The organism is Streptomyces sp. NPDC000075 (assembly GCF_040301925.1).
GTDB classification, from domain to species: Bacteria; Actinomycetota; Actinomycetes; order Streptomycetales; family Streptomycetaceae; genus Streptomyces; species Streptomyces polychromogenes.
In genome coordinates, this window is the sequence record NZ_JBEPFL010000016.1 from 24,465 (window position 1) to 50,863 (window position 26,399).

A 26,399-nucleotide genomic window follows, 5' to 3' on the forward strand; every position below is an offset into this window, starting at 1 on the left:
CCGGGTGTGGGGAGGACGGCAGGGGGTCAATTCGCGGGGGTTCGCCCACCCGCGCCGCGCAGGTGGGCCAGTACGGCCAGGACGCGGCGGTTGCCTTCCGCCGGGTCCAGTTCCAGCTTCGTGAAGATGCTGCCGGCGTGCTTCACGACGGAGGCCTCGGTGACGAACAGCCGTGCCGCCAGGGCCTGGTTGTTGAGCCCCTCCGCCATCAGGGCCAGCACCTCGCGTTCGCGCGGGGTCAGCCGCGCGAGCGGGTCGCCCGCCGGGCGCGGGGCCAGCAGGACGCGGACCACCTCGGGGTCGAGGACCGTCCCGCCCTCGTGCACCCGTCGCAGGGCGTCGAGGAACTCCTCGACCTCGCCGACCCGGTCCTTGAGCAGATAGCCCAGGCCGGCCACCGAGCCTCCGGTGAACAGCCGCGTGGCGTAGGCGGTGGCCACGTACTGCGACAGCACCAGGACCGGCAGCGAGGGGTCCCGGGTGCGCAGTTCGAGCGCGGCCCGCAGCCCCTCGTCGCTCTGCCCGGGCGGCATCCGCACGTCCGTGACCACCACGTCGGGCCGCTCCTCGCCCACCGCCCGCAGCAGGGCGGGGGCGTCGCCCACGGCGGCGACGACCCGGTGGCCGCCCAGGGCCAGCAGCTCCGTCAGGCCCGCGCGCAGCAGGACGGAGTCCTCGGCCAGGATCACCCGGAGCACGGCACCTCCATCCGCAGCCGCGTCGGCCCGCCCACCGGACTGGACACCGTCAGTCTCCCCCGCAGCATCGCCACCCTGTCCGCCAGTCCCGCCAGGCCCGCTCCCGCGCCGGGATCGGCCCCGCCGCGGCCGTCGTCGGTGACGGTGAGGGTGAGCCGGCCGCCCTCGACCCTACCCGCGACGCCGACGCGCGAGGCGCCGCTGTGCTTGGCGGCGTTGGCGAGGGCCTCGGTGACGGTGAAGTACGCCGTGACCTCGACCGGTTCGGGCAGCCGGGGCACGTCGAGGTCCACCGTGACCGGGACCGGATGGCGCAGCGCCACCTCGGCGACGGCCGCCGCCAGCCCGTGGTCGGTCAGCACCTGCGGGTGCATCCCCCGTACGAGGTCCCGTAGTTGGGACAGCGCCAGCTTGGCCTCCTCCCGCGCCCGGCGTACGAGCACGGCGGCGCCGTCGGCGGCGGACGCCTTGCGCAGCTCCATCTCGGCGAGGCCCAGGGTCATGCTGAGGGCGACCAGCTGCTGCTGGGCCCCGTCGTGCAGATCGCGCTCGATGCGCCGCCGTTCCGCCTCGAAGGCCTCCACCAGCCGGACCCTCGACCGGGTCAGCTCCAGCACCCGGGCGTCCTCCTCGCGGGCTCCGAGCAGCAGCCGGGCCGTCTTCACCTGCGCCCCGGCGATCAGCGCGGCCGCGTACGCGGCGAGCGCCAGCCCCGCCAGGCCCACGGCCGTCCCGCCGAGGGCCTCCAGGGGCCCGGCCACCGCCTCGCCGGGTATCAGCATCACCGGCTCCGGGGCGAGGGCCCACACGATCACCGGGGCCGCCACCAGCATCAGGGAGAGGGCCACCAGGCTCAGCACCCCGAACCCGGCCGCGCCGAAGACCACCCCGAACAGCAGGGCGTACCCGAACTCCCGCCAGGTGGCCCGCTCCCGCAGCCGCGTGCGCAGCCAGGCCGCCGCGCCCGCCCCGGCGAGCGAGACGTGCGGATCGGCGACGGGCTCCGGCTCGACCCACCGCAGCCGCCGCCGCTCCAGCTCCCCGAGCGGCACCGCCCCGGCCACGGCGCCGACCAGCAGCACCAGCCCGATCCCGGCGACCGCCAGCAGCACTCCGAGCCCGATCAGCAGGGCCAGCGCGCACAGCACCCCGTACCCGAGCGCGAACCCGCTCCCCAGGTACGCCCAGCACCGCCAGGGCCACCAGGACCCCAGGAACCGCCGCGGCTGCCGCAGCACCCGCCAGACGGCCACGGGCGGTTCGGGAACGGGGGCGGGAACGGGGGTGGGAGCGGGGGTGGGAACGGGGGTGGAGGATCCGGGCATACCGTCAGCCTAGGCGAGAGGCGCCCCCGGGCCCGAGGGGCCGTCACATCGCCGCGCCCAGGGCTACGAAGCCGCAGATCAGCACGGCGAGCAGGGCCAGCAGCGGCCACACGAAGCGCAGGTACGTGTCGTAGCCGACCTTCGCGAGGGCGACGCCGCCGATGGTGACGGCCGTCGTCGGCACCCACAGGTTCATCCAGCCGCTGGCCGCCTGCCAGGCCGTCACCACCACCGCGCGGGAGACGCCCGCGAAGTCGGCCAGCGGGGCCAGGATGGGCATGGCGAGGGTGGCGTGGCCGGAGGTGGAGGGGATCAGGAAGGCGAGCGGCAGGTTGACCAGGAAGACGATCACCGCGAAGAGGCCGGAGGAGGTCCCCTTCACCACGCCCTCGATCGAGTGCAGGACGGTGTCGGTGATCTGCGAGTTGTTCATGATGACGGTGACCCCGCGCGCCAGCATGATGACCAGGGCGGGGGAGATGAAGTCGGCGGCGCCCTGGATGATCGTCGAGCTGAGCTTCGCCTCTCCCATCCGTGCCACCAGCCCCACCAGCACCGCCGCGCACAGGAACAGCGCCGACAACTGGGGGAAGGACCAGCCCAGCTCCCAGGGGTACGGGGTGGCGTCGGCCTTGCCGGTCAGCGCGCTGGACCAGGGCACCACCGAGAAGATCATGAAGGCGAAGACCAGGACGAGCAGCACCAGCACCGCCTGGTGCAGCCGGGTCAGCCGCGGCTCCTCGTCCGCGTCGGCCTCCGCCTTCCGGTCCAGGTCCCCGGGCAGGAACCCGCACAGGGAGCGGCCCGGGTCGCGCTGGACGCGCCGCGCGTAGCGGATGACGTAGAGGACGGTGACGGCCGTGAGCACCAGCCACATCGCGAAGCGCAGCACGATGCCGTCGCCCAGCGAGATCCCTGCCGCCGAGGAGGCCACGCCGGTGGCGAAGGGGTTGACGGTGGAGCAGAGCACCCCGATCCCGGCGCCCAGGATCGAGGCGCCGACGGCGACGAGCCGGTCGTAGCCGAGCGCCAGCATCATCGGCACCAGCAGGCCGTAGAAGCCGAGCGTCTCCTCGGCGAAGCCCTCCACGGTGCCGAGCACGGAGAAGACCACCATCACGGCGGCGATCAGCAGGGCCCCGCGCTCGCGCAGCCGGTGGGCCAGGCGGGCGATGCCCCGGTCGAGGGCGCCGGTGGCGAAGACGACGGTGATGAAGGCGCCGATGGCCAGCACGAAGAGGAAGACGCCGGCACTGCCGTACAGGGCGCCGGTGAGGCTGGGGCCGACCTCGTGGGTGGTGGTGTCCTGGATGCCGTAGAGGCCGTTGACGGGGGCGAGGAAGAGGTCGTCGAGGCGGTCGGTGAGGCTCCTGGTGCCGGGGACCCGGTGGTAGGAGCCGGAGACCGGGGCGCCGTCGGCGTCGCGGTCGTAGCTGCCCGCCGGGATCAGGAAGGCCAGCAGCCAGACGGCGACCGTGACCAGGGCCAGGATGGTCAGGGCGCTGGGGAAGCGCAGCCCCCTGGCGGGGGCTTCCGGTTCCGTCTCCGGGCCGCCGGTCCGGGGCGGGGCCGTCACCGGGGGGCTCCCGCGGCCCGGAAGTCCGCCGCGTACTCCCGTACGAACGCCGCCAGCGCCACCACCGTGTTGCGCAGCTCCGGCAGCAGGACCCGCTCGTTGGGCGCGTGCAGGTTGCACATCCCGTCCTGGGCGCCGAACAGCAGCACCTCCGCTGCGGGGGCCGCCTTGGCCAGCCCGTTGACCAGCGGGATCGAGCCGCCGCTGGCGATGTAGGAGGCCTCGGTGCCCCAGGCCTCCTTGAGCGCGGTCAGAGCCGCCCGGTAGGCGGGGCCACCGGTGCGGGCCTCGAAGCCCGGGCCGGTGTCGCCGGGGGTCACGGTGAGCGGGACGCCGAACGGCCGCTGCGCCCTCAGGTGCTCGACCAGGCGCGTGCGGGCCTCGACGGGGTCCTGGTGCGGATGGAAGCGCAGGTTCAGCTTGGCCCGGGCGTACGGCACCACGGCCGAGGCGGCGTGGTCCACGGCCGGTGCGTCCAGGCCGATCACCGTGACGGCCGGGCCGCTCCAGAGCCGCTCGCCGAGCGAGCCGGTGCCGGTCAGCGGGACGCCCTCCTCGACGGAGGCGAGCGCGCGGAACTCCGCCTCGGTGTAGGACGTTCCCTCCCAGGGGTCGCGCCGCAGGCCGGGGACGGCGACGTCGCCGTGCGCGTCGTGCAGGGTGGCCAGGGCGCGCAGCAGGACCAGCAGGGCGTCGGGGGCCGCGCCGCCGAACTCCCCGCTGTGGCGCGGCTCGGCGAGGGTGCGCACCTCGACGGTGACCTCGGCGGCGCCGCGCAGGCCGGTGGTCAGGGTCGGGGTACCGGGGCGCAGGTTGCCGAGGTCGGCGATGACCATCGCGTCGCAGGCGAAGCGGCCGGGGTCGGAGGGCGGGTACGCGTCGAAGGGGCTGCCGTACTCCTCCTGGCCCTCGATGACGATCTTGACGCCGACCGGGGGGCGTCCCCCGTAGACCCGGAGCAGGCCGAGGTGGGCGATCACGTTCGCCTTGTCGTCCGCGATGCCGCGCGCCCGCAGGCCGCCGGGGACGGGGGTGGGCTCGAAGGGCGGGGAGAGCCACAGGGCGGGGTCGCCGGGCGGCTGGACGTCGTAGTGGCCGTAGAGCAGGACGGTCGGGGCCGAGGGGTCCGGCGGCGGGATCTCGGCGTAGACCGCGGGCGCGGTCCCCGGCAGGTCGATCCGCTCGACGGTGGTGGCCCCGGCCGCGCCCAGCAGGGCGGCGACCAGGTCGTGGGCCTCCTCGACCGGCCCCGGGGGGTAGCCGGGGAAGGCGATCGAGGGGATGGCCGTGAGCCGCTCCAGGTCCTCCCGCAGCCCGTCCATGAGCGCGTCCACCCGCGCCTCCAGCCCGTCCGCCGGACTCCGCCCGCCTTCTTCCACGCGCGCCACCGTCCCTCGGCCGAGCCGCGAATGCGTCCCTCCGAGCATGGCCCGGGGGCCGGAGGGCCGCCGTGGCGGACTGGGCCGCACGGGTGACCGGGGGGCGGGTTCCCGCGCGCCCGCGTGCGCGGGGCCGTCATCCGCGGGCCCGAAGTCACCCCTCGGACAAGGATCTTGATCCGTCCGGCGCGTGTCGAACCGGGCCCTTGATCGTTTCTTCAGCCGTAACCCCCCAATCGGCCACCGAATCGGAGGACCGCGGTGACGGCTTGGCAGTACTACGCCGGGGCGGGCATGGTGGCCGCGCTCTGTCCGCTGCACGGTCACGTGGCGGTCGCCGGTGACGGGCACGGCAGCGGGGCCCGGGTCGACGTCTGCGTGCCCGCCGGACGGCCGCCCGCCGGCCCCCCGCCGATGCCCCCGCCCCCCGTGGCCCGGCCCGGCACGCCGGCCGTGGTCCCGCCCTCCGTCCGGTGGACCCTGCGCGGCGCCGAACGGCCCGCCGTGCACCACCCCGGCGAGGCGCCGGGCCTGCCGCGGCCGCCCGAGCCCGTGCCCCCGGCGCCGGACGGCGCGGCGCAGCCGCCCCCGGTCCCGCCGGCGCCCGCGCCCGGGCCGCAGGCCGCGCCGGCCACGGCTTCCGGTCCGCCCGCGCCCGCCGCCGCCGCACCCGTGCGCGCCTTCCACGTGCGCCCGTACCGCTCCGTGGCGCTGGAGCGGCGCGGCCCGAACGGACTGAGCACCATGATGCTGATGGTGGTCGTCACCACCCCGGCCGTGCTCGCCGCCGCCGCGCTGCGCCCCCGCTCCAAGGGCCGGGGCGCGGCCTCCTGAGACACCGAAGCACCGAAGTCCCGAAGCACCGAAGCACCGAAGCACCTGAGCACCGAAGTCCCGAAGTACCCCACCGCCGGCACCGCGGCGCACCCCGCACCGACGCATCCACGAACGGGAGATCCCTCGTGTCCGAATGGCTGGTCCTGGCCATCGCCATGGCGCTCGTCTGCGCCCTCGTCCTCGCCATGACCGTGATCCGGCACCGCCGGGTCGCGGACGACGAGGACACCAGCGAAACCCCCGACGTCATCGAGTACATGACGATGATGGTCGGCGTGGTCTACGCGATCGTCCTGGGCCTGGCCATCGCGGGGGTCTGGGAGGCGCGCGGGGCCGCCGAGGACAGCGTGCGCCGCGAGGCCCAGTCGCTGTACGAGGTGACCCAGCGCGCCGACGTCTACCCGGCGCCCGTCCGCGACCGGATCCGCGGCGAGGTGGACGCCTACGTCTCCCACACCGTCTCCGTCGACTGGCCGCGGCTGGTCGCCGGCAAGGAGGCCTCCCCCGAGGGCGCGCAGCTGCTCGGCAAGCTGCGCAGCGACGTCACCCACCAGAGTCCCGCCAGCGAGCTCCAGGCGCAGGCCTACCAGCCGCTGCTCGACCAGATCGCGGCCGCCGACGACGCCCGGCACTCGCGCACGCAGAGCGACGAGTCCACCCTGCCGAGCGTGGTCTGGGTCGGGCTGCTGGTGGGCGGGGTGGTCACCATCGGGCTGATCTTCACCCTGCAGATCCGCCGCTCCGGCCGCGAACTGCTGCTGGCCGGGCTGTTCAGCGCCCTGATCGTGTTCCTGCTCTTCATGGTCTGGAGCTTCGACGCCCCCTACGGACGCGACGGCACCGACTCCGCCGGCGCCTTCGAGGACCTCTTCCCGGCCCTGTCGGTGACGGCCTCCCGCTGAGGTCCGAGCCCTGTTCCCGGCCGCGCGGCCCCGGCGGAGTCAGCTCCCCGCCGGGGCCGCACGCCGTCGGGCGGCGGCCACCAGCGGCGAGTGCCGCAGCGCGCGCGAGATCCGTACGAGGTCGCGCGGCCCGTCGGCGGTGACGAGCACTCGCTCCCCGTCCGCGGGCTCCTCCTCGCTCCCGGCCGCCGCCTCCGGGTCCGCGGCGCAGACCAGTACCGCGGCCGCGACCATCGCCGCGTCGGCGACGGCGCGGGCCGTCTCCTCGTCCGCGCCGTTCTCCAGGGCCCGCTCGTAGGCGGTGTCGCGGTGGCGCCGGTCGAAGCAGGGGCCCAGCCGCAGGAACCCGTCGTGGATGTCGGACTCCCGCTGGATCACCCGGATCGCGGCCGGGGACCACCAGGACATCCGCACCCCCGGGGTGCCGCTCGGCGCGGTGGACTGCACCTCGTGCCACAGCGCGCCCAGGTGCCGGTAGGTGCTCCAGGTCCGCCAGCTGTCCGACACCCGCTGGTACACCAGGGGCAGCACGAAGCCCACCGAGCTGACGAGCGCCCCGGCGGAGGCCAGCGGCGGGGCGACGAAGGTGCTCAGGAAGTCCAGGTCGCGGCCCAGCCAGCGGGCGGCGACGGCGGACATCTTCGCGGCGTCGTAGGCCAGGCTGATGGCGTAGCCCGAGACGATGATCAGCAGGCCCGCCCGGAGCCAGCCGCAGACCTGGAGGGACCAGCGCCAGCACATCGACACCATCATCATCACGGCCACGTTGTGCGCCAGCAGGTAGGAGGCGATCATCAGCCGGATGTACGGGGTGTTCGCGTAGTACGTGTCGAAGTCGCGCAGCCGCTCGACGGGCACCGAACCGAGGGAGAACAGCACGATGATCGCGACGACGACGACGGCGTAGCCGGCGATCCAGCGCAGTGAGGTGTTGCGGATCTCCTCCGCCGGGCCGCCGCGCCAGTTGAACACCAGGACGAGGCAGGAGGCGCTGAAGGCCGTCATCAGGCAGTAGACCAGCGGGGCGGAGAAGTTGGGGACCCCGGTCCAGCGGTTGACGGCCTCGATGGTGGGCGGCGCCGCGAAGGTGAAGACCGAGCCGGCGAGGAGGAGCAGGAAGCAGACCGACCGCAGGAGCGGATCGCGCCAGTTGGTGCGCAGGGCCGGCAGTTTGCAGACGAGGGAGACCGCCATGGCGGCCGCCGGGATGTAGTAGTCCGGTCCTTTCAACGGTCGTTCCTGTGCCCCCGGTAGCCGAGGGAGGTCTCGATCCGGCTCGCCAGCTCGTCGCGCCCGCCGGCGGGCCGCCTGCCGGAGGAGCCCGCGAGCCAGGTGCGGCACCGGCTGCCCAGCAGGAGGCCGAAGGTCTCGGCCTCCGTCTCCTCCTGGACATCGGCGCGGGTGCGCGCGGCGACGCTGCGCACCGTCTCGCCGAGGTCGGCCCCGTCGGTCAGCAGCCGGGCCGCGACCGCGGCGCCGTCGACGTGGTGGCTGCAGTGGCCGGCCTTCATGTGCCACAGCTCGTGGCCCAGGATGACCAGTTGGTGGTCCGGCGCGGTGCGCTCCTCGATCACGATCAGGTCCCGGTCCGCCATGTCGAGCCACAGGCCACTGGCCGTCCCCTGCGGGAACGCCGCCATCCGGAACTGCACCGGGCGGCCCCGGTGCCTGCTCATGCCGTCGCAGAGGGCGGCGTAGAGGTCCACGGGTTCCACGGGGGCGGCCAGCTTGATGCCGGACACCAGCTCCGCGCACAATCGCCGCTGCGCTCTGCCTATGCTCACCGTTCTCCCCGTCGACGCGGATCCGGATCAGGACTCAAGGATCAGATCCAGACTTTCGACTGGGTCATGATTCGTTCGGTTTGACGCTTTCGAGAAGCATGTCCAGCCATTCGGTCACCTTGTCCCGGTGCTTGTCGCTGGGCAGTTGGGCGGCGCGCCAGGCGATGCCCCGGACACCGTGGTTCTGCAGGAGCCGTGCGAGCGGGTCCCCGGCCGCGGCGGCCTCGGCCGGTACGGTCTGCCGCTCGCGCCCCGCGAAGTCCTGGAGGAGCTGCTGCTCGGTGCGCTGGAGGGCGTCGGTGAGCGCGTCGGCGTCATGGGCGGTGAGGAAGCCCGCGTGCACCCCGAAGAAGCGCTGGATGGCGTCGCAGTGCTCCATGGTGGGGCGCCGGTCGCCGTTGATGAGCGCTCCGGCCTGCTGCCGCGACATCCCGGCGCCGTCCGCGATCTCTTGCTGGGTGTAGCGGCGGCCGTTGGGTTTCACCCGGGTCCGCCGGAGCAGGTCCAGACGCTGGAGGAACCGCGCCTGCAGGTCGGGTTCACCGGCCCGCCTGCCGTCGAGCAGGGATCTGATCACGTCCGTGGGAACCCCGGACGCCTCGGAGAGGCGGCGGAGGTCGAAGACCTGGTTCGGGTCGCGGCCCATTTTGTTCGCCAGCTCGGCGACCCGCGTGACGGTTGCCGCCAGGGGCGCGTTGGCCACCGCGACGGGAGCCGGGAAGCCGTCTGTCACCAGTGGTTCTCCTAGATCGCGCGAGGTCAGTGGGCACGTGGTCGGCCTCAGGGAATCTATCCGGTTTGTTTTGGGAGAGCCAGAACTTGCCACAGCTGTGGCGCGAATGAGCTGTCGCCAGGCTGGAATTGCCACAATAGTTGACACTCGAATGAAGTCGGTAGCAGGATCGCCACACGGAAATGAAGATCCAGACCGTTGAGGAGGGGGAGCTCTCGGTGCCACATCTCGCAGCGGTGGGCCCGTCTGATGGCCTCGTCCGAGCCGGTGATGAGCGCCTGGCGGGCGACGAGTCCGCCCGTGGCGCAGTGCGGACGGAGCGGCGCAAGGAGATTTTGCGCCAGCGCCGTGAAGAACTGGGCCTGAGCCAGGAAGACCTCGCGGCGCGCCTGCGCATCAGCGTACGCGCGTACGGGAACTGGGAGCGCGGGCTGGTCAAGGAGTGGACGGACCGCAAGCTCCTCGCCCTGGCCGAGGCCCTGGAGATGAGCGAGCGGCAGTGCTTCTGGCTCTTCCGGATCATGGTCGACCGCGACCCGCCGCCCACCTGGCGCGCGGCCGAGGAGAACCGGCTGCCCCAGGACCCGGCCCAGCGCGACTACCTGGTCGACTACGCGGCCCTGATGGAGGCCGTGCCCTTCCCCAGCTTCCTGGTGGACCACCGCTGGGACGTGGCCCTCACCAACTCGGCCTTCGACCGGCTCTTCCAGACGGTCAGGCCGCATCCCACGGCCCTGCCGGACGACAACTTCCTGCGCTTCGTGCTGTTCCACCCGGACGCCGCGGCCGTGCTGGAGGACCACGAGCCGGCCTGGTGCGTGCCCCTGCTCGCCCAGTTCGCGACCGCCCTGGCGACCGCCCCGGAGGACGAGGGCCTGCGCAGCATCCGCCAGGAGGTGGCCCGTGACCCGTTCATGGAGGCGGCCTACCGCTACGGGGTCCCGCACTGGCTGACCACCCACGGGCAGGAGGCCGCCGAACAGGACGGCGCCGTGCGCACGGTCCGCCACCCCGACCCGGGCTGGGGCCTGGTGCGCTGCCGGATGGTGGCCGAAACCAGCCGGATGCTCGACGGGATGGGGCTCACCCGGATCACCCTGGTGCTCTCCGCCCCGCAGGGCCTGCCGGCGGGTCCGGTGCGCGGCGGGGCCGGGTTCCCGCAGCAGCAGGGAGCCCGTCTGCGGGCGGTCCCGGCGCTGGGGGACTGACGCGACGGGGGACACTGGTCCGCGGGCGCCCGCCACGGCGCGCGGCCGCGGGTTCCGGCGTCGCTCCGGTACGCCCCCGCCGCGCGCCGAGGCCCGGATGCCACGATCGGCGACATCATCCCGGTGTCGCCGATCGTGGCATTCGTGTCGGAGCCCGGGGTGCGTCGCCCCGGGCCGTGGCGGCGGGCGGTACCTCGGAAGGCCGGAAGGACGGTAGGGGCGTGCGGTTGACCATCCTCGGCGGGGGCGGATTCCGCGTCCCGCTCGTCTACGGAGCACTGCTCGGCGACCACGCCGAGGGCCGGGTGTCCCGGGTGACCCTCTACGACGAGGACCCCGCGCGGCTCGCCGCGATGGCCCGGGTGCTCGCGGACCAGGCCGCCGCCTCCGGGGCGGCGGACGCCCCGGAGGTCACCGCCACCCGGGACCTGGACGAGGCCCTGCGCGGCGCCGACTTCGTCTTCTCCGCCATCCGCGTCGGCGGCCTGGAGGGGCGCGCGGCGGACGAGCGGATCGCCCTCGCCGAGGGGGTGCTCGGCCAGGAGACGGTGGGCGCGGGCGGCATCGCGTACGGGCTGCGGACGGTGCCGGTGGTCCGGGAGCTGGCGCGCCGGATCGCCCGCAGTGCCCCGGACGCCTGGGTCATCAACTTCACCAACCCGGCCGGGGTGGTCACCGAGGCGATGTCCGAGGAGCTCGGCGGGCGGGTCATCGGCATCTGCGACTCGCCGGTCGGCCTCGGCCGCCGGATCGCCCGGCTGCTCGGCGTCGCCCGCCCGCAGGAGGCCTGGATCGACTACGTCGGCCTCAACCACCTCGGCTGGGTGCGCGGGCTGCGGGTGGGCGGACGCGACGAACTGCCCCGGCTGCTGGCCGACGACGCGGCGCTGGAGTCCTTCGAGGAGGGACGCCTCTTCGGCGCGGAGTGGCTGCGCTCGCTCGGCGCGATCCCCAACGAGTACCTGCACTACTACTACTTCAACCGTGACACCGTACGGGCCTACCAGGAGGCCGGGCAGACCCGCGGGGCCTTCCTGCGCGACCAGCAGCGCGGGTTCTACGCCGAGGCCGGCCGGCCCGGGCAGCCCGCCGGGGCGGCGCTGGCCGCCTGGGACCGGACCCGGGCCGAGCGCGAGGCCACGTACATGTCCGAGAACCGCGAGGTGGCGGGCGTCGGGGAGCGCGAGGAGAGCGACCTGGAGTCCGGCGGCTACGAGCAGGTCGCCCTCGCGCTGATGCGGGCCATCGCGCGTGACGAGCGGGCCACCCTGATCCTCAACGTCCGCAACGGCTCGACGCTCTCCGTGCTGGACGCGGAGGCGGTGATCGAGGTGCCCTGCCTGGTCGACGCCAACGGGGCCCACCCGGTGTCCACGGCGCCGCTGCCCCTGCACGCGGTGGGGCTGGTGACCTCGGTCAAGGCGGCCGAGCGGGCCGTGCTGGCGGCCGCGGCGAGCGGTTCGCGGGCGGACGCGGTGAAGGCCTTCGCGCTCCACCCGCTGGTGGACTCGGTGGGCGTGGCCCGGCGGCTGCTGGACGGGTACGCCGCCGAGCACCCGGGGCTGGCCTACCTGCGCTGAGCCGGGCCCGTGGCCGGCCGGCGCCGAACCGGGCCCGTGGCGGATTCACCCGTACGGCGGCTTGCGGCATGCGGGGCGGGCGGCCGGCTGTGACAGTGCGAGGGTGACCACTGCCCCCGTCGCGGCCGCGCCGGCGCCGGTGCTCGACCGGCGGCGGCGCAACGTCGTCTTCGGCACGATCATGCTCGGTGTGCTGCTGGCCGCCCTCGACCAGACGATCGTGGGCACGGCCCTGCCCACGATCGTGGGGGACCTGGGCGGCGGGGACCACATGGCCTGGGTGGTGACCTCGTACCTGCTCGCGGAGACCGTCGCGACCGTGCTCGTCGGCAAGTTCGGCGACCTCTTCGGCCGGAAGGTCGTCTTCCAGATCTCCGCGGTCGTCTTCATCACCGGCTCCTTCCTGTGCGGGCTCGCCGGGAACATGTCCCTGCTGATCCTGTGGCGGGGCGTCCAGGGCATCGGCGCCGGCGGCCTGATGGTCACCTCCATGGCCCTCATCGCGGACGTGGTGCCGCTGCGCGAGCGCGGCACCTACCAGGGCGCGATCGGCGCCGTCTTCGGCGTGGCCACCGTCATCGGGCCCCTGCTCGGCGGGCTGTTCACCGACCACCTCAGCTGGCGCTGGGCCTTCTACGTCAACGTCCCCATCGCCGTGCTGGTGGTCGCGGCGGCCGCCCGCACCATCCCCTCCGTCCGGGCCGGCGGCAGACCCCGCATCGACTACCCGGGCATCACTCTGGTCGCGGTGGGGTCCAGCGCGCTGATCCTGGCCACCAGCTGGGGCGGCAACGAGTACCCCTGGGGCTCCGGGGTGATCATCGGACTGCTGGCGGGCGGGGTGCTGGCCCTCGCGCTGTTCTGCCTGGCGGAGACCCGGGCCGCCGAACCGATGCTGCCGATGCGGCTGTTCCGCAACCCCGTCTTCACGGTGTGCTCAGTGCTCAGCTTCGTGGTCGGCTTCGCCATGCTCGGGGCGATGACCTTCCTGCCGACCTACCTCCAGTACGTGGACGGGGACTCGGCCACCCTCTCCGGCGTACGGACCCTGCCGCTGGTCATCGGCCTGCTGATCGCGTCCGTCTTCAGCGGCAACGTCACCAGCCGGACCGGCCGGTACCGGATCTTCCCCATCGTGGGCTGCGCGGTGATGGGCGCCGGCCTCTACCTGCTGTCGCGGATGGGCCCGGGCACCGGCGCCTGGCTGGAATCCCTCTACATGTTCGTGCTCGGCGCCGGGATCGGCCTGTGCATGCAGGTGCTCACCATCGCCGTCCAGAACACCGTGGACTACGCCGACCTCGGCACGGCCACCTCCGGCGTCACCTTCTTCCGCACACTGGGCAGCTCGTTCGGCACGGCCGTGTTCGGGACGATCTACGCCAACGGCCTGGGGCCCGCGCTGAAGTCCGCCGTGGCCGAGGCGGCCCGGGCCACCGGCCAGGACCCGGTCCGGCTCGCCGCCGCCGCGCAGAGCCCCCAGGGGGTGCACGCGCTCGACCCGGCGGCCTCCGCGGTGATCGTCGGCGCCTACACCGAGGCCCTGCACACCGTGTTCCTGTGGACCGTGCCCGTGGCGGCCGTCGGCTTCGTCGTCGGCCTCTTCCTCAAGCAGGTCCGGCTGCGCGACAGCGCCCGCGCCGCGTCCACGGACATGGGCGACGGCTTCGCCTCCCCGGCGACGGCCTCCGGGGACTCGGCCAAGCTGCTGGAGCTGGCCGTGGGCAAGCTGGTGCGGAACATGGGCCCGCAGCAGGCCCGGGGCATCGTCGAGGCCTCCGACACCCGGCTGGACATGGCCGGCGCGTGGGCGGTCATGCAGGTGGACCTGCTGACCCGCACGGTCGGGCACGCGGGCCTCGGGCTGATCGCCGCGCGCCGCTCCCTGCCGCCGGAGGTACTGCTGCCGGTCTTCGACCGGATGGTGGAGGAGGGCTACCTGACCCGGCAGAACGGGTTCTTCAGCCTCACCCGGGGCGGGCAGCGGGAGGCCGACGTCATCTCCGCCGCCTGGGCGGCATGGCTCGGCGACCAGCTGGAGCGGGACCGGGGCCGCCCGCGCAGCGCGGAGCTGAGGGCGGCGGCCGACGCGATCGCCAAGCGGCTGCTGGCGGAGGACCTGCGCGAGGGGAACTTCGCCCCCCGGCAGGGTGTCTAGCCTTCCGCCGTCCGGGTGGCGTAGTCGTGGCAGGGGACCTCGGGCAGGGACCTGAGGCCGGGCCGCCAGGCGCGCAGGACCGCCGCCGAGGGGGCGTACAGGGCTCCGGGGATCTCCGCCGGGGCGAACCAGCGCCACCGGGCGATCTTGTCCGGTTCGGTGACGGCCGGGGTGCCCTCGGCGGAGCGGGTCAGGGCGGCCGCCGTCAGCCGGGTCACCTCGGTCTCCGCCGCGGCGATCTGGACGGCCAGCACCTCGACGGCCTCCGGGGCGGTGCGCAGCGAGGTCTCCTCGGCGAGTTCCCGCGCGGCGGCCTGTTCGAAGCCCTCGCCGGGGTCGACCTTCCCGCCGGGCAGTTCCCAGCGCCCGTCGTGCGCCTGGCCGAGGAGGACCCGGTCGTCGGCGTCGAGCACGATCAGCCCGACGCCGACGACCGCGTTGGGGTGGGGGACGGCCCTCGGGGCGCCCGCGGGCTCGGGGTTCCGGTTCCGGTTCCGGGATGTCACGCGTGGCCGTCCTGTTCCTCGTCCGGCGGGGAGGGCCATTGTCCCATGCACCGCCGCGAGGAGACGGGGCGTCAAGGCTCCGCCGAACGGGTCCCTCGGACGGGTGTACGAGTTTCGGCCAGGGGCGGTGCGTGCAGGCTCTGTCGGTCTGATCGTCGTACGTACGTCGGTTCGGGGGGCGCGCAATGGCACATGTGCTGGTGATCGGCGGCGGGGTCGCGGGGCTGGCCACGGCCCTGCTCGCGGCCCGGCGGGGACACACCGCCGAGGTCTTCGAACGGGACGCCCGCGCTCCCGGGACCGCCCTCGACCGGGACTTCTTCGACTGGCGCCGCCCGGGCGTACCGCAGGCGGTCCAGCCGCACGTCCTGCTCGGCGCCGCCCGCGCGGTACTGCGGGCCGAGCTGCCCGACGTACACGCCGAGATGCTCCGGCTCGGCGCCCGCGAACGGCACGAGCTCGACTGGTTCGACGTCCGGCCTCCCGCGCGGCCCGGCGACGAGGACCTGGTGCTGCTCCAGGCCCGGCGCATCGTGCTGGAGAGCGCGCTGACGACCGCGCTGCGCGCGGAGCCGGGCACTGTGCTGCGCTACGGGGAACCGGTGACGGGGCTGACGGCGGCGGCCGGGGGAGCGGAGCCCCGGGTGACCGGGCTGCGCACCCCCTCCGGCCGGTACGCGGGCGACCTGGTGGTGGACGCGGGCGGCCGGCGCGGCGGATCGCAGTCCCTGCTGGCCGGGGCCGGCTGCCGCCCGTCCGCCGTCGAGCGGCACCGCACCGGCCTCGCCTACTTCTGCCGCTGGTACCGGCTGCCCCGGGGAACGGACGAGGGGCCGCGCCGGCCCTGGACGGTGACCGGCGGCGCCTTCGCCGGCTGCGCCGTATTCCCGTCCGACAACCGGCTCTTCGCCGTGACCGTCTTCGCCCACACCGGGGACCCCACCCGGGCCGCCCTGCGCGATCCGGCCGTCTTCGAGGCCGCTGCCCGGACCTTTCCGCCCGGCGCCGCCTGGCTGGACCTGGGCGCCGAACCCCTGTCGGAGGTGCTGGCCACGGGCGGGCTGGACAACCGGTGGAGCCCTCCGGCCGACGGGCGGGGCCCGGTGGTGAGCGGCCTGGTCGCCGTCGGGGACGCCCTCGCCCACACCAACCCGACCCTGGGCCAGGGAACCTCGCTCGCGCTGTGGGCGGCCGACCGGGTGGCGCGCACGGCCCACCGGGACACCGCTTCCCCCGGCTTCGCCGCCGGCTACCACGCCTGGGCGCTGCGCACGCTGAAGCCCTGGTTCGACTTCCAGGCCGGCGCGGACACGGCCGTGGGGGAGCGGCTCGCGGCCGGGGCGGGGACCGGCGGGCCGGACCGGCCGGACCGCGCGGACCGGGCGCGGCAGGCGGCCGCGCTGTTCGAGTGCGCGCTGGAGGACCCGGAGGTGATGCGGGCCCGGGCCAGGGTCCGCCACCTGGCCGAACCCCCCGGACGGGCCTACGCGGACCCCGTGGTCCGCACCCGGGTGGCCCGCTGGCTCGCACACCGCCCGGGCTGGACCCCCCACACGGCGGGCCCGGACCGCCCCCAGTGGGAAAAACTCACGACCCCCACCCCCACCCCCGCCCGAGCCCCTCAGCCCCTACCGAGCACTTCGGCCAGGTCGTAGCCCACGACCTCTTCGAGCTGGTCGTACGTGCAGCTCTCCGGGGTGCGGTCGGGGCGCCAGCGGGCGAACTGGGCCGTGTGCCGGAAGCGGTCGCCCTCCATGTGGTCGTACTTCACCTCGCAGACGCGCTCGGGGCGCAACGGAACCCAGGACAGGTCCTTCTTGCCCGTCCAGCGGCTCTGCGCGCCCGGCAGCCGGGCGCTCTCGTGCGCGGCCTCCTCGGTCCAGGACGCCCACGGGTGCCCCTCGGCGTCCGGCATCCGCAGCGGTTCCAGCTCCTCGACGAGCTCGGCGCGGCGCTTCATGGGGAAGGCCGCGCAGACGCCCACGTGCTGGAGCGCGCCGTGGCCGTCGTACAGGCCGAGGAGCAGCGATCCGATGATCGGACCGCTCTTGTGGAAACGGAAACCGGCGAGGACGACGTCGGCCGTACGCTCGTGCTTGATCTTGAACATCAGGCGGGCGTCGGGCCGGTAGGGGAGGTCGAGGGGTTTCGCGACGACCCCGTCCAGCCCGGCGCCTTCGAACCGCTCGAACCACTCCCGCGCGAGCGCGGGGTCGGTGGTCGCGGGCGCGAGGTGCACGGGGGGACGGGCTGTGGAGAGGATGCGGACCAGGGCGCTGCGGCGGTCGGCGAGTGGGGTGTCGAGGAGGGAATCGTCGCCCAGGGCCAGCAGATCGAAGGCGACGAAGCTGGCCGGGGTGGTCCCGGCGAGCAGTTTCACCCGGGAGGCGGCCGGGTGGATCCGCTCGGTGAGCCGGTCGAAGTCGAGCCGCCCGCCGTGGACGATCACGATCTCCCCGTCCACCACGCAGCGCGCCGGCAGGTTCTCCTTCAGCGCCGCCACCAGCTCGGGGAAGTACCGGGCCAGGCTCTTGCCGGTGCGGCTGCCCAGCTCCAGCTCGTCCCCGTCGCGGTGCACGATCGCCCGGAAGCCGTCCCACTTGGCCTCGTACTGCATGCCGGGCGGGATCCTCGCCACGGACTTGGCGAGCATCGGCTTCACGGGCGGCATCACCGGAAGGTCCATACGGACGATTCTGCGGTGGTACGTCCGGGCCCGCTCGGTGTGCGCGTCCGCCCGCGCCCGCCTACCGTGGCGGCCATGGGCGGTAGCGCGGGTGGTGCGATCGAGCTCGACGCGGGCGGCCGGGCGGTGCGCCTGTCCAGCCCGGACAAGGTGTACTTCCCGGAGCGCGGGTTCACCAAGCGGGACGTCGCCGAGTACTACCTGGCCGTCGCCGACGGGATCACCCGGGCGCTGCGGGACCGCCCCACCACCCTGGAGCGCTACCCGGACGGGGTGGAGGGCGAGTCCTTCTTCCAGAAGCGGGCCCCGAAGAACCTGCCCGACTGGATCCCGACCGCCCACATCGCCTTCCCCAGCGGCCGCACGGCCGACGAGATCTGCCCCACCGAGCCGGCCGCCGTCCTGTGGGCCGCCAACCTGGGCTGCCTCACCTTCCACCCCTGGCCGGTGCGGCGCGGGGACACCGACCGGCCGGACGAGCTGCGCATCGACCTGGACCCGCAGCCGGGCACCGACTACCACCACGCGGTGGCCGCGGCGCACGAACTGCGGGCCCTCCTGGACGAGGTGGGGATGCGCGGCTGGCCCAAGACCTCCGGCGGACGCGGGCTGCACGTCTTCGTGCCGATCGAGCCGCGCTGGACCTTCACCGAGGTCCGCCGGTGTGCGATCGCCCTGGGCCGGGAACTGGAGCGGCGCATGCCGGGCCGGGTCACGACGGCCTGGTGGAAGGAGGAGCGCGGCGAGCGGATCTTCGTCGACTACAACCAGACCGCCCGCGACCGCACCATCGCCTCCGCCTACTCCGTCCGCCCCCGCCCGCACGCCCCGGTCTCCGCGCCCCTGCGCTGGGAGGAGGTGGACGACGCGGAGCCGCGCGACTTCGATATCGCGACGATGCCGGCCCGCTTCGCCGAACTCGGCGACCTGCACGCCGACATGGACGAGCACGCGTTCAGCCTGGAACCCGTCCTGGACCTCGCGGCCCGCGACGAACACGACCACGGCCTCGGCGACATGCCGTACCCGCCGGACTACCCGAAGATGCCGGGCGAGCCCAAACGCGTCCAGCCGAGCCGGGCGAAACACGACCCCCCGGGAACCTGAACGCCGGCAGGCCGCGCCCGTACCCCCGGCACCCCTAGTTCATGAGGTGGCGGTAAAGGGCTTCGTGCCCCTCGGGGGTGGGGTGGATGCCGTCCGTGAACAGGTCGGGGCGGCCGTGGAGGGGGGACCACAGGTCGATGTGGTCGACGTGGTGCTCCGCGCACCAGGTGCGCAGCGCCTCGCGCAGGGTCAGGGCGCGGGACTCGGTGAAGCGCAGACCCTCGTAGTCGGCGGTGCGGGACTCGTCCAGCCAGGCCGGGCCGAGGACGACCAGGCGGGCCTGGTGTTCCCGGGCCGTGGCCGCCAGCGAGGCGAGGGAGTCCGTCAGGTGCGCCAGACCGTCGGGGGACGGCGCCGGGGCCGCCGACGGGACGGCCGAGTCGTTGATGCCGGCCGCGACCAGGAGGGTGTCAGGGCGGCGCGCGGCGAGCAGGGCGGGCGTCTGCTCGGCGACGCCGGCCAGGGTGCTGCCCGGCACGGCCAGGTTGAAGACCCGGTGGTCCACCTCGTTCGCGGCGATGTGGCGGGCCGCGAGCCGGGCCGCCCAGCCGCCCTGCGGATCGCAGCGCCCGTAGGCGATGCTGTCGCCCGCGATCACGATCCGCGCCGCCGAGCGCAGCGGGTCGGCGTCCAGGTAGGCCCACGCGCTCTCCCCGGAGGCGAGCGGCACCCGCCGGCGGACGTAGTCGTCCACCTCGTAGGCGTCGGCGGCGGCCAGCTCCGCGTCGGTCAGCCGCAGGACGGCGCCCTCGACCTCGGAGCCCAGCCGGCACTCCAGGGTCAGGTGCACGTCGAGGCCGCTGGCGGCGATCACGGCCGGGTCGGTGATCTTCAGGGGCCGGGTCGCGTAGCCGGCCAGCGAGGCCGGTGAGCTGGGCACGGCCCGGCCGAAGAGGGAGGTCTGCACGCGCTCGTCCCGCAGCGTGCCGAAGGAGAACAGGGCGTGGGGGCGTGACTCGGTCACCGTGAGAACCGGGGCCTTTCTTCAGTGGATGATCATCACTTCACCCTATCGGCCCATGGACGGTGTTGATCAGGCGTTGATCGGACGTCCATCGGCCCCGTCCAGGATCGCCGCATGTCGATGAACACCACCACCGCCCCCGCCTGGTACGACCTCGCCCTGTGCGCCCAGACGGGCCCGAGCTTCTTCTTCCCGGACCCGGGCTCCTCCCTCCGGGACGCGAAGCGGCTGTGCGGGGCGTGCGAGGGCCGGGCCGCGTGCCTGGAGTACGCCCTCGCCAACGACGAGCGCTTCGGCGTCTGGGGCGGCCTCTCGGAGGCCGAGCGGCTGGCCCTTCGCCCGCGCGGCTGAGCGCCGCGCCGGGCCGGGCCGGAAGGGACTCAGCCCTTGCGTGCGGCCATGCGCGCGGCGCGCGCGGCCAGCCGCTCGTCGAACTTGCGGGCCTCGGCGTCCAGGCCGTTCATGAAGAGCCCGAGCTCCTCCTGGGCCTTCTGCCCCTCGGGGCCCAGCCCGTCGATGTCCATGACCTTGAGGAAGCGGATCACCGGGCTCAGCACGTCGTCGTGGTGGATCCGCAGGTTGTAGACCCCGCCGATCGCCATCTGCGCGGCCATCCGCTCGAAGCCGGGCATGCCGTGTCCGGGCATCCGGAAGTTGACGACGACGTCGCGCACGGCCTGCATCGTCAGGTCCGGGGCGATCTCGAAGGCGGCGCCCAGCAGGTTCCGGTAGAAGATCATGTGCAGGTTCTCGTCCTGCGCGATGCGGGCCAGCATCCGGTCGCAGACCGGGTCACCGGACTGGTGGCCGGTGTTGCGGTGCGAGATGCGGGTCGCCAGCTCCTGGAAGGCCACGTACGCCACCGAGTGCAGCATCGAGTGGCTGTTGTCGGACTCGAACCCCTCCGACATGTGCTGCATCCGGAACGCTTCCAGCTTGTCCGGGTCCACGGCGCGCGAGGCCAGCAGGTAGTCGCGCATCACGATGCCGTGGCGGCCCTCCTCGGCCGTCCAGCGGTGCACCCACGTGCCCCAGGCGCCGTTGCGGCCGAAGAGCGTCGCGATCTCGTGGTGGTAGCTGGGGAGGTTGTCCTCGGTCAGCAGGTTGACGACCAGCGCGATCTTGCCGATGTCGGTGACCTTGGACTGCTGCGGGTCCCAGGCCTCGCCGTCCTCGAAGAAGCCCGGGAAGTTCCGGCCGTCGCTCCACGGCACGTACTCGTGGGGCATCCAGTCCTTGGTGACCTTCAGATGGCGGTTGAGCTCCTTCTCGACCACCTCTTCCAGCGCGAACAGCAGCTTGGCGTCGGTCCACGCCTCCGAGCTGCCGAGGTGGGGAGAGGTGATCGTCACGGGTGCTCCTGGGGACAAAGCGAATTACCTACGGTTCCGTAGCCTACGGTCTCGTAGGTTAAGCGCGACATCAGAGCCCGCCAACCCCCAGCCATGGTTCTGTCCGGCTACATCCGGTTATCTATGCAGTTGGAAGGGGTGGCAGGGGCCTCCGCCAGGGTGAGAATCACGCCGGAAGGTGGCCGGCCCCTCCGGCCTTGACGGCGGGAGGGGCCGGTGCGCGGGCCGCGGCGGGCCGGTGTGCGGGCCGCCGCGGCGGGGTGTCAGTCCTGCCGGTGCGCGGCGCGGACCTCGTCGGCCGTGGTCGGCCGCAGCCCCCGGCCGGCGTCGAGCAGCAGCCACCTGGTGATCCCGACCGACTCCAGGAACGGCACGTCGTGGCTGGCCACGATCAGCGCGCCCTCGTACGACTCCAGGGCCTCGCCCAGCCGGCGCACGCTCGCCAGGTCCAGGCTGTTCGTCGGCTCGTCCAGCATCAGCAGCTGCGGAGCCGGCTCCGCCAGCAGCAGTGCCGCCAGCGTCGCCCGGAACCGCTCGCCGCCCGACAGGGTGCCGGCCGCCCGGTCCGCCCGGGCGCCCCGGAACAGGAAGTGCGCGAGCCGCGCCCGGATCAGGTTGTCGGAAGCGTGCGGGGCGAACCGCGCCACGTTCTCCACCACCGAGCGCTCGTCGTCCAGCACGTCCAGCCGCTGCGGCAGGAAACGCGCCGGGACGTGCGTCACCGCCTCCCCTGACACGGGCGGCAGCAGCCCGGCGAGCGTGCGCAGCAGCGTGGTCTTGCCGGAGCCGTTCGCGCCGACCAGCGCGATCCGCTCCGGGCCGCGCACCTCCCACTCGCCCTCCGCGCCCGCCCCGTGGGCCAGGCGCAGATCGCTCAGGGTCAGCACCCGCCGGCCCGGCGGGACCTGGGTGGCGGGCAGCTCGATGCGGATCGCGTCGTCGTCGCGGACCGCCCCGACCGCCTGGTCCAGCCGTTCGCGGGCGTCCGCCAGCTTCTCGGCGTGCATCGTGCGGTGCTTGCCCGCCGACTCCTGGGCGGCGCGCTTGCGCGCACCCATGACGATCTTCGGCTCGCGCTTGTTCTCGTACATCTTCTGGCCGTACCGCTTGCGGCGGGCCAATTTGACCTGTGCGTCGGCCAGTTCGCGCTTCTGGCGCTGTACGTCGGCCTCGGCGACCCGGACCATCCGCTCGGCCGACTCCTGCTCGGCGGCGAGCATCCGCTCGTAGTCGCCGAAGTTGCCGCCGTACCAGCGGACTTCGCCGTCGCGCAGGTCGGCGATCTGGTCCACCCGCTCCAGCAGTTCCCGGTCGTGACTGACCAGCACCATCACCCCCGACCAGGACTCGACGGCCGCGTAGAGGCGGCGCCGGGCCCGCAGGTCCAGGTTGTTGGTGGGCTCGTCCAGCAGCAGCACGTCCGGGCGGGCCAGCAGCAGGGCCGCCAGCCGCAGCAGGACGCACTCGCCGCCGGACAGTTCGCCGACGGTGCGGTCCAGGCCGATCCGGGCGAGCCCGAGCTGGTTGAGGACGGCCAGTGCCCGCTCCTCCACGTCCCAGTCGTCGCCGATGGCGGCGAAGTCGGCCTCGGTGGCCTCACCCGCCTCGATGGCGTGCAGGGCGGTGCGGGCGGTACGGATGCCGAGTGCCTCGTCGACACGGAGCGCGGTGTCGAGGGTGGCGTCCTGCGGGAGGTAGCCGATGGTGCCGGCCACGCAGACCTGGCCCCCGGAGGGGGTCAGGGCGCCCGCGACGAGCTTCAGCAGGGTGGACTTCCCGCAGCCGTTGACCCCGATCAGGCCGGTGCGGCCGGGACCGACGGTCCAGTGGAACCCCTCGAGGACGGGGGTCCCGTCGGGCCAGTCGAAGGAGAGGGCGGAGCAGGTGACGAAAGCAGGGGCATGACTCATGGAGGCCTCCAGGTTGCGTGAATGGTGCGTGCAACGCGGGGAGACAGCCGACTGTCACAAGGGTGTGGTCGTGGTGGTCGGTGTCTCGGACCTCAGAAGAGCAACGTCCTGCTCCGTTTCGACGGCTATGGGGGCGAGGACGACGTTACGGGCGGCCGTGGCCGCCCGCAACGGAATAAAAGGGGGCGAGCGATCCGGGACGGTGAGCTCAGCAGGAGCCGCGCATCAGCTCGTCCAGGCTGTGGTCCATGTCCAGGTAGCGGTGCTCCAGCCCCGGCGGGACGAGCTCACGGGAACGCTCCAGGAATCTCTGGATCTCGCCCGTGCTCATCAGCACGATCGCCACCCCCTCCGGCGCGTGGAACTCGACCGTCGTCCGGTCCCCGTCGTACGGGCGCACCCGGACGTCGCCGCAGCCGGCCGGGTGCTGGATGCCGGACATCAGCAGCTCGCGCGCGAAGGTCCACGAGACCTCGACGCCCTCCAGGGTGGCCAGGGCGGGGAAGGCCATGCGGACGGCGAAGGGATCCGAGCGGTCGTAGCAGAGGGTGACGGGGACGGTCTCGACCTTCGGGGCGGTGGCGACCAGTCGTGCCTGTACGGCCTGCTCGATGACAGTGATCAAGGCTCGCTCCCTTGCAGCGGATCTGCTGCCGGGCTGTGGGGTGGAACCCGGCAACCGGATAGACGCCGGAATCGGCAAATCCGTGCAGGGCGGATGACGTGAGCTGCGTCACCGGTTGGCCGGAATCCGCCCGTGTGATCGCACAGAGTGACCGTATGGGAGGCGAGGGGAAGGGGGTCTCACTCCTTTCCGCAGGCTCCGGAGTGATCGCAATAAGGCTGGTTACCGCTCACTCCACAGGCGCAAAGCACCGCCCTGGTCTCCCGGTGGACCGCTCCGTCCGGGGTGGTCACGCTCAGTTCCCCCCGCAGGAACAGCTGGCCGAGAGGCGACCGTGACACGCTGGTCGGCCGGTCCCCCTCCTCCGCCGCCGCCGGGCCGGCGGCGAGCCGGTACTGGAGCGCCCCGGACGGGCAGCGCCGCACCACCTCCGCGACCCGCTCCGGCGCGGCCCCGTCCGGCCGGATCCAGGGGTGCCCGGCACTGTCGAACACCTCGGGCAGACCGCCCACGCAGCGGGCGGCGTGCAGGCACCGGCCGGCGTCGTAGGTGACGGTGATCCCCTCACCCGCGTACGCCCTGGGCTCGTTCGCATCCTTGGAGGCCATGGGCCCACGGTAGGAACGCGCGGCCGGGAACGCACCCTGGACGGCGAAATAAGGGTGCGTTAGCTTCCCGCGCCATGAGACTTCTGGGAGTTGGCATGTGCGCGGCGGCCCTGCTGGCGGCGGTGGTGGCGGCCCCGGCGCGGGCGGACACCGGGGCGGCGGGCCTCGCCGCCCCCGGCGCGCGGGGCGTGGGCTGGGCCCTGAAGGACACGGGCCCGGCGGCCGCGCAGGGGGTCCGCTTCCGCGGACTGGCCGCCGTCGGGCACGACGAGGCCTGGGTGGCCGGCTCCAAGGGAACGGTTCTGCGCACCGGCGACGGTGGCCGCACCTGGCAGGACGTATCGCCGCCCGGCGCGGTCGCGGAGGGGCTGGAGCTGCGCGACATCGAGGCTTTCGACGCCCGGCGGGCGGTGGCGCTGTCCATCGGCGAGGGCGCGGCCTCGCGGATCCTGCGGACCGAGGACGGCGGCGCGACCTGGACCGAAGCCTTCCGCAACCCCGATCCGCGGGCCTTCTACGACTGCCTGACCTTCTTCGACTCCCGGCACGGGCTGGCCGTGAGCGACCCCGTGGACGGAAGGTTCCGCATCCTGGCCACCGACGACGGCGGGCGCGCCTGGCGGGTGCTGCCCGACGCCGGGATGCCGCAGGCCCTGCCCGGCGAGGCCGGTTTCGCCGCGAGCGGGCAGTGCCTGGTGGCGTCCGGGCCGCGCGACGTCTGGCTGGCCACCGGGGGCGGGGCGGCCGCGCGCGTGCTGCACTCCGGCGACCGGGGGCTGACCTGGCGGGTCGCCGACTCCACCGTCCCGGGCGGCGACCCGGCGCGCGGGGTCTTCGCCCTGGCCTTCCAGGGACGTACGACGGGCCTCGCGCTCGGCGGTGACTACCGCACCGGCCAGGCCTCGCCCCTGGCGGCGGCCCGCTCCGCCGACGCGGGGCGCACCTGGACCCAGGCGGCCACGCCGCCGCCGGCGTACCGCTCGGGCGCGGCCTGGTACCCGTACGGGCGCACGGTGGCCCTGGCGGTGGGCCCGACGGGCACGGACGTCACGCTGGACGCGGGGCGGAGCTGGCGGGGGCTGGACGGGGGATCGTTCGACACGGTCACCTGCGCGGGCGACGGGGGCTGCTGGGCGGCGGGGGAGAAGGGGCGGGTGGCCCGCCTGGAGCGGCGCGGCTGAGCCGGGCGGCGTTCCGCCGGGCAAGCCGCGCGGCCGAGCCGGGCGGCGTTCCCCCGGGCAAGCCCCGGCCCCCCCACGCCCCGGACGCCGGCGGGGCCGCGCACGGCCCCGTCGGCGTCCGAGGCGACCGGGTCCGCTACGACGGGAGGGACTCGCGGACCTCCGTCAGACCGGCCGAGGTCTTCGAGGCGATGAACTCCGTGATCCGGTACTCGCACACCCCCGCCAGCACGAACGGATCCCCGGCCGCGATCTGCTCGACCTCGGCCCGCGAGACCCCGCGGGCCAGGATGACCCCGCCCTCGCGCGGGACCTTGCGCCCCGAGGCGAGGAAGACACCGGACGCGTAGTACTCGTCGAGCCAGGCGATGTGCGCGTCCATCGCCTCCTCGACGTCCTCGATGGGCGCTGTGTACATGAGCTCCATGATGAACATGATCGCCACGCTACCCTCGCACTCCATGACACGTGTGAAGACCCCCGCCGACGAAGCCGAGGCCCGGGCGATACAGGACGAACTCCGCAAGCACGTCGTGCTCGACGAGCCCGGCCCCGAGCCCGGCGCCGGACTGGTCGCCGGGGTCGACGTGGCCTACGACGACGAACGCGACCTCGTCGCCGCCGCGGCCGTCGTCCTCGACGCCGCCACCCTCGACGTCGTCGCCGAGTCCACCGCCGTCGGCCACGTGAGCTTCCCCTACGTGCCCGGCCTCCTCGCCTTCCGCGAGCTGCCGACCGTCCTGGCCGCCCTGGAGGCGCTCCCCGTCACCCCCGGCCTCGTCGTCTGCGACGGCTACGGCCTCGCCCACCCGCGCGGCTTCGGCCTCGCCTGCCACCTAGGGGTGGTGACCGGGCTGCCGACCATCGGCGTCGCCAAGAACCCCTTCACCTTCACCCACGAGGAACCGGGCGCCCCGCGCGGCGCGGCCTCTCCGCTGCTCGCGGCCGACGGGACCGTCGTCGGCAGGGCGCTGCGCACCCGGCACGGGGTCAAGCCGGTGTACGTGTCCGTCGGCCACCGCGTCTCCCTCGACAACGCCTGCGCCCACACCCTCGCGCTGAGCCCCCGCTTCCGGATCCCCGAGACCACCCGGCACGCCGACTCCCTGTGCCGGCGCGCCCTGCGCGAGGCCGTGGAAGGGGCAGCGGGTTAGTAGAACAAGCGGACTGCCCTGATGTATACAGGCGAACTCGGCCGGTAGGCCCGAGCCGTGATATGCGGCGCAACGCCCCTTGTGCTCATCTTTGTCCGGCACTTGTGCCGGTACGTGCGGCGCACA

General features: G+C 73.9%; 25 protein-coding genes. 10 read left to right on the plus strand and 15 right to left on the minus strand.

The features are described from left to right. Window positions 1–26: 26 nt before the first annotated feature. Genes ABT403_RS19735 through ABT403_RS19750 form a run of 4 tightly spaced genes read right to left on the minus strand, consistent with a single transcriptional unit; the run spans window position 27 to window position 4,978 of the window. The gene (locus tag ABT403_RS19735; RefSeq protein WP_344166458.1) at window positions 27–698 is read right to left on the minus strand and encodes a response regulator transcription factor; all 672 of its coding nucleotides are present in this window, start codon (window positions 696–698) and stop codon (window positions 27–29) included. Further along, complete coding sequence (locus tag ABT403_RS19740; protein ID WP_344166459.1) at window positions 686–2,023, minus strand: sensor histidine kinase; 1,338 nt, start codon at window positions 2,021–2,023, stop codon at window positions 686–688. Before ABT403_RS19740 ends, ABT403_RS19735 begins: the two co-directional genes overlap by 13 nt. Window positions 2,024–2,066: 43 nt before the next feature. Further along, the gene (locus ABT403_RS19745) at window positions 2,067–3,599 is read right to left on the minus strand and encodes a YfcC family protein (protein ID WP_425580297.1); all 1,533 of its coding nucleotides are present in this window, start codon (window positions 3,597–3,599) and stop codon (window positions 2,067–2,069) included. Further along, on the minus strand, window positions 3,596–4,978 hold the full coding sequence (locus ABT403_RS19750) for a M20/M25/M40 family metallo-hydrolase (protein WP_344166460.1): 1,383 nt from the start codon (window positions 4,976–4,978) through the stop codon (window positions 3,596–3,598). Before ABT403_RS19750 ends, ABT403_RS19745 begins: the two co-directional genes overlap by 4 nt. Window positions 4,979–5,239: 261 nt before the next feature. On the opposite strand from ABT403_RS19750, the gene ABT403_RS19755 reads away from it, so the two are divergent. After that, window positions 5,240–5,812: a hypothetical protein gene (locus ABT403_RS19755; protein WP_344166461.1), complete on the plus strand. Its 573-nt coding sequence runs from the start codon at window positions 5,240–5,242 to the stop codon at window positions 5,810–5,812. Window positions 5,813–5,940: 128 nt separating this feature from the next. Continuing rightward, window positions 5,941–6,717 (plus strand): bestrophin-like domain, encoded by a 777-nt coding sequence (locus tag ABT403_RS19760; RefSeq protein ID WP_344166462.1) that lies wholly within the window; start codon window positions 5,941–5,943, stop codon window positions 6,715–6,717. A 39-nt stretch (window positions 6,718–6,756) separates the two neighbouring features. On the opposite strand, the gene ABT403_RS19765 is transcribed toward ABT403_RS19760, so the two are convergent. The 3 genes from ABT403_RS19765 to ABT403_RS19775 form a co-directional block, all read right to left on the minus strand. Next, window positions 6,757–7,947 (minus strand): MAB_1171c family putative transporter, encoded by a 1,191-nt coding sequence (locus ABT403_RS19765; RefSeq protein ID WP_344166463.1) that lies wholly within the window; start codon window positions 7,945–7,947, stop codon window positions 6,757–6,759. After that, window positions 7,944–8,501: a toxin-antitoxin system, toxin component gene (locus ABT403_RS19770; RefSeq protein WP_344166464.1), complete on the minus strand. Its 558-nt coding sequence runs from the start codon at window positions 8,499–8,501 to the stop codon at window positions 7,944–7,946. Before ABT403_RS19770 ends, ABT403_RS19765 begins: the two co-directional genes overlap by 4 nt. A gap of 64 nt (window positions 8,502–8,565) precedes the next feature. Then, window positions 8,566–9,234 (minus strand): helix-turn-helix domain-containing protein, encoded by a 669-nt coding sequence (locus tag ABT403_RS19775; RefSeq protein WP_042817517.1) that lies wholly within the window; start codon window positions 9,232–9,234, stop codon window positions 8,566–8,568. A 335-nt stretch (window positions 9,235–9,569) separates the two neighbouring features. On the opposite strand from ABT403_RS19775, the gene ABT403_RS19780 reads away from it, so the two are divergent. From ABT403_RS19780 to ABT403_RS19790, 3 genes are all read left to right on the plus strand, one after another. Further along, a complete protein-coding gene (locus ABT403_RS19780; protein WP_344166465.1) occupies window positions 9,570–10,442 on the plus strand; it encodes a helix-turn-helix domain-containing protein in 873 nt (290 codons plus the stop codon). 221 nt (window positions 10,443–10,663) lie between these two features. Beyond that, entirely contained in the window at window positions 10,664–12,022 is a 1,359-nt protein-coding gene (locus ABT403_RS19785) for a 6-phospho-beta-glucosidase (protein WP_344166466.1), read from the plus strand. 103 nt (window positions 12,023–12,125) lie between these two features. Then, window positions 12,126–14,180 carry an MDR family MFS transporter gene (locus ABT403_RS19790; RefSeq protein WP_486388784.1) on the plus strand — a complete coding sequence of 685 codons (2,055 nt, stop codon included), beginning with the start codon at window positions 12,126–12,128 and terminating at the stop codon, window positions 14,178–14,180. Here the strand turns inward: ABT403_RS19790 and ABT403_RS19795 are convergent. Continuing rightward, window positions 14,177–14,686, minus strand: a complete 510-nt coding sequence (locus tag ABT403_RS19795) for a nucleotide triphosphate diphosphatase NUDT15 (protein ID WP_344166468.1) — start codon at window positions 14,684–14,686, stop codon at window positions 14,177–14,179. The two genes, ABT403_RS19790 and ABT403_RS19795, sit on opposite strands and share 4 nt — an antisense overlap. Window positions 14,687–14,871: 185 nt before the next feature. Here ABT403_RS19795 and ABT403_RS19800 point away from each other — a divergent pair, with 185 nt between their 5' ends. Next, complete coding sequence (locus ABT403_RS19800) at window positions 14,872–16,341, plus strand: FAD-dependent oxidoreductase (RefSeq protein ID WP_344166470.1); 1,470 nt, start codon at window positions 14,872–14,874, stop codon at window positions 16,339–16,341. On the opposite strand, the gene ABT403_RS19805 is transcribed toward ABT403_RS19800, so the two are convergent. Beyond that, window positions 16,308–17,372 (minus strand): ATP-dependent DNA ligase, encoded by a 1,065-nt coding sequence (locus ABT403_RS19805; RefSeq protein WP_344166472.1) that lies wholly within the window; start codon window positions 17,370–17,372, stop codon window positions 16,308–16,310. The two genes, ABT403_RS19800 and ABT403_RS19805, sit on opposite strands and share 34 nt — an antisense overlap. A 75-nt stretch (window positions 17,373–17,447) precedes the next feature. Between ABT403_RS19805 and ligD the strand changes: the two genes are divergently transcribed. Next, the gene (gene ligD / locus ABT403_RS19810; RefSeq protein WP_344166474.1) at window positions 17,448–18,479 is read left to right on the plus strand and encodes a non-homologous end-joining DNA ligase; all 1,032 of its coding nucleotides are present in this window, start codon (window positions 17,448–17,450) and stop codon (window positions 18,477–18,479) included. Window positions 18,480–18,513: 34 nt separating this feature from the next. Here ligD and ABT403_RS19815 read toward each other — a convergent pair whose 3' ends face one another. After that, the gene (locus ABT403_RS19815) at window positions 18,514–19,443 is read right to left on the minus strand and encodes a GDSL-type esterase/lipase family protein (RefSeq protein WP_344166476.1); all 930 of its coding nucleotides are present in this window, start codon (window positions 19,441–19,443) and stop codon (window positions 18,514–18,516) included. Window positions 19,444–19,557: 114 nt separating this feature from the next. On the opposite strand from ABT403_RS19815, the gene ABT403_RS19820 reads away from it, so the two are divergent. Beyond that, window positions 19,558–19,794 (plus strand): WhiB family transcriptional regulator, encoded by a 237-nt coding sequence (locus tag ABT403_RS19820; RefSeq protein ID WP_344166478.1) that lies wholly within the window; start codon window positions 19,558–19,560, stop codon window positions 19,792–19,794. 29 nt (window positions 19,795–19,823) lie between these two features. Here ABT403_RS19820 and ABT403_RS19825 read toward each other — a convergent pair whose 3' ends face one another. The 4 genes from ABT403_RS19825 to ABT403_RS19840 all read right to left on the minus strand — a co-directional run bounded on the left by ABT403_RS19825 (window position 19,824) and on the right by ABT403_RS19840 (window position 23,938). Continuing rightward, window positions 19,824–20,795 carry an acyl-ACP desaturase gene (locus tag ABT403_RS19825; RefSeq protein ID WP_344166480.1) on the minus strand — a complete coding sequence of 324 codons (972 nt, stop codon included), beginning with the start codon at window positions 20,793–20,795 and terminating at the stop codon, window positions 19,824–19,826. Window positions 20,796–21,058: 263 nt separating this feature from the next. After that, a complete protein-coding gene (locus tag ABT403_RS19830; protein ID WP_344166482.1) occupies window positions 21,059–22,705 on the minus strand; it encodes an ABC-F family ATP-binding cassette domain-containing protein in 1,647 nt (548 codons plus the stop codon). A 208-nt stretch (window positions 22,706–22,913) separates the two neighbouring features. Next, a complete protein-coding gene (gene ssgD, locus ABT403_RS19835; RefSeq protein ID WP_344166484.1) occupies window positions 22,914–23,330 on the minus strand; it encodes a spore wall synthesis regulator SsgD in 417 nt (138 codons plus the stop codon). A gap of 179 nt (window positions 23,331–23,509) precedes the next feature. Then, the gene (locus ABT403_RS19840; protein WP_344166486.1) at window positions 23,510–23,938 is read right to left on the minus strand and encodes a (4Fe-4S)-binding protein; all 429 of its coding nucleotides are present in this window, start codon (window positions 23,936–23,938) and stop codon (window positions 23,510–23,512) included. A gap of 74 nt (window positions 23,939–24,012) precedes the next feature. On the opposite strand from ABT403_RS19840, the gene ABT403_RS19845 reads away from it, so the two are divergent. Further along, complete coding sequence (locus tag ABT403_RS19845; RefSeq protein WP_344166488.1) at window positions 24,013–25,119, plus strand: WD40/YVTN/BNR-like repeat-containing protein; 1,107 nt, start codon at window positions 24,013–24,015, stop codon at window positions 25,117–25,119. 136 nt (window positions 25,120–25,255) lie between these two features. Here ABT403_RS19845 and ABT403_RS19850 read toward each other — a convergent pair whose 3' ends face one another. Further along, on the minus strand, window positions 25,256–25,555 hold the full coding sequence (locus ABT403_RS19850) for a YciI family protein (RefSeq protein WP_344166490.1): 300 nt from the start codon (window positions 25,553–25,555) through the stop codon (window positions 25,256–25,258). Between the two features lie 25 nt (window positions 25,556–25,580). Here ABT403_RS19850 and ABT403_RS19855 point away from each other — a divergent pair, with 25 nt between their 5' ends. Continuing rightward, window positions 25,581–26,273 (plus strand): endonuclease V, encoded by a 693-nt coding sequence (locus ABT403_RS19855; protein ID WP_344166492.1) that lies wholly within the window; start codon window positions 25,581–25,583, stop codon window positions 26,271–26,273. The last annotated feature ends 126 nt before the right edge of the window (window positions 26,274–26,399 follow it).

What these genes read in the sequence shown, in the direction of transcription:
- ABT403_RS19740 (WP_344166459.1), bottom strand. Translation starts at nt 2,023, where the DNA reads ATGCCCGGATCCTCCACCCCCGTTCCCACCCCCGCTCCCACCCCCGTT.
- ABT403_RS19800 (WP_344166470.1), top strand. Translation starts at nt 14,872, where the DNA reads ATGGCACATGTGCTGGTGATCGGCGGCGGGGTCGCGGGGCTGGCCACG.
- ABT403_RS19805 (WP_344166472.1), bottom strand. Translation starts at nt 17,372, where the DNA reads ATGGACCTTCCGGTGATGCCGCCCGTGAAGCCGATGCTCGCCAAGTCC.
- ligD (WP_344166474.1), top strand. Translation starts at nt 17,448, where the DNA reads ATGGGCGGTAGCGCGGGTGGTGCGATCGAGCTCGACGCGGGCGGCCGG.
- ABT403_RS19820 (WP_344166478.1), top strand. Translation starts at nt 19,558, where the DNA reads ATGTCGATGAACACCACCACCGCCCCCGCCTGGTACGACCTCGCCCTG.
- ABT403_RS19830 (WP_344166482.1), bottom strand. Translation starts at nt 22,705, where the DNA reads ATGAGTCATGCCCCTGCTTTCGTCACCTGCTCCGCCCTCTCCTTCGAC.
- ABT403_RS19840 (WP_344166486.1), bottom strand. Translation starts at nt 23,938, where the DNA reads ATGGCCTCCAAGGATGCGAACGAGCCCAGGGCGTACGCGGGTGAGGGG.
- ABT403_RS19845 (WP_344166488.1), top strand. Translation starts at nt 24,013, where the DNA reads ATGAGACTTCTGGGAGTTGGCATGTGCGCGGCGGCCCTGCTGGCGGCG.
- ABT403_RS19850 (WP_344166490.1), bottom strand. Translation starts at nt 25,555, where the DNA reads ATGTTCATCATGGAGCTCATGTACACAGCGCCCATCGAGGACGTCGAG.
- ABT403_RS19855 (WP_344166492.1), top strand. Translation starts at nt 25,581, where the DNA reads ATGACACGTGTGAAGACCCCCGCCGACGAAGCCGAGGCCCGGGCGATA.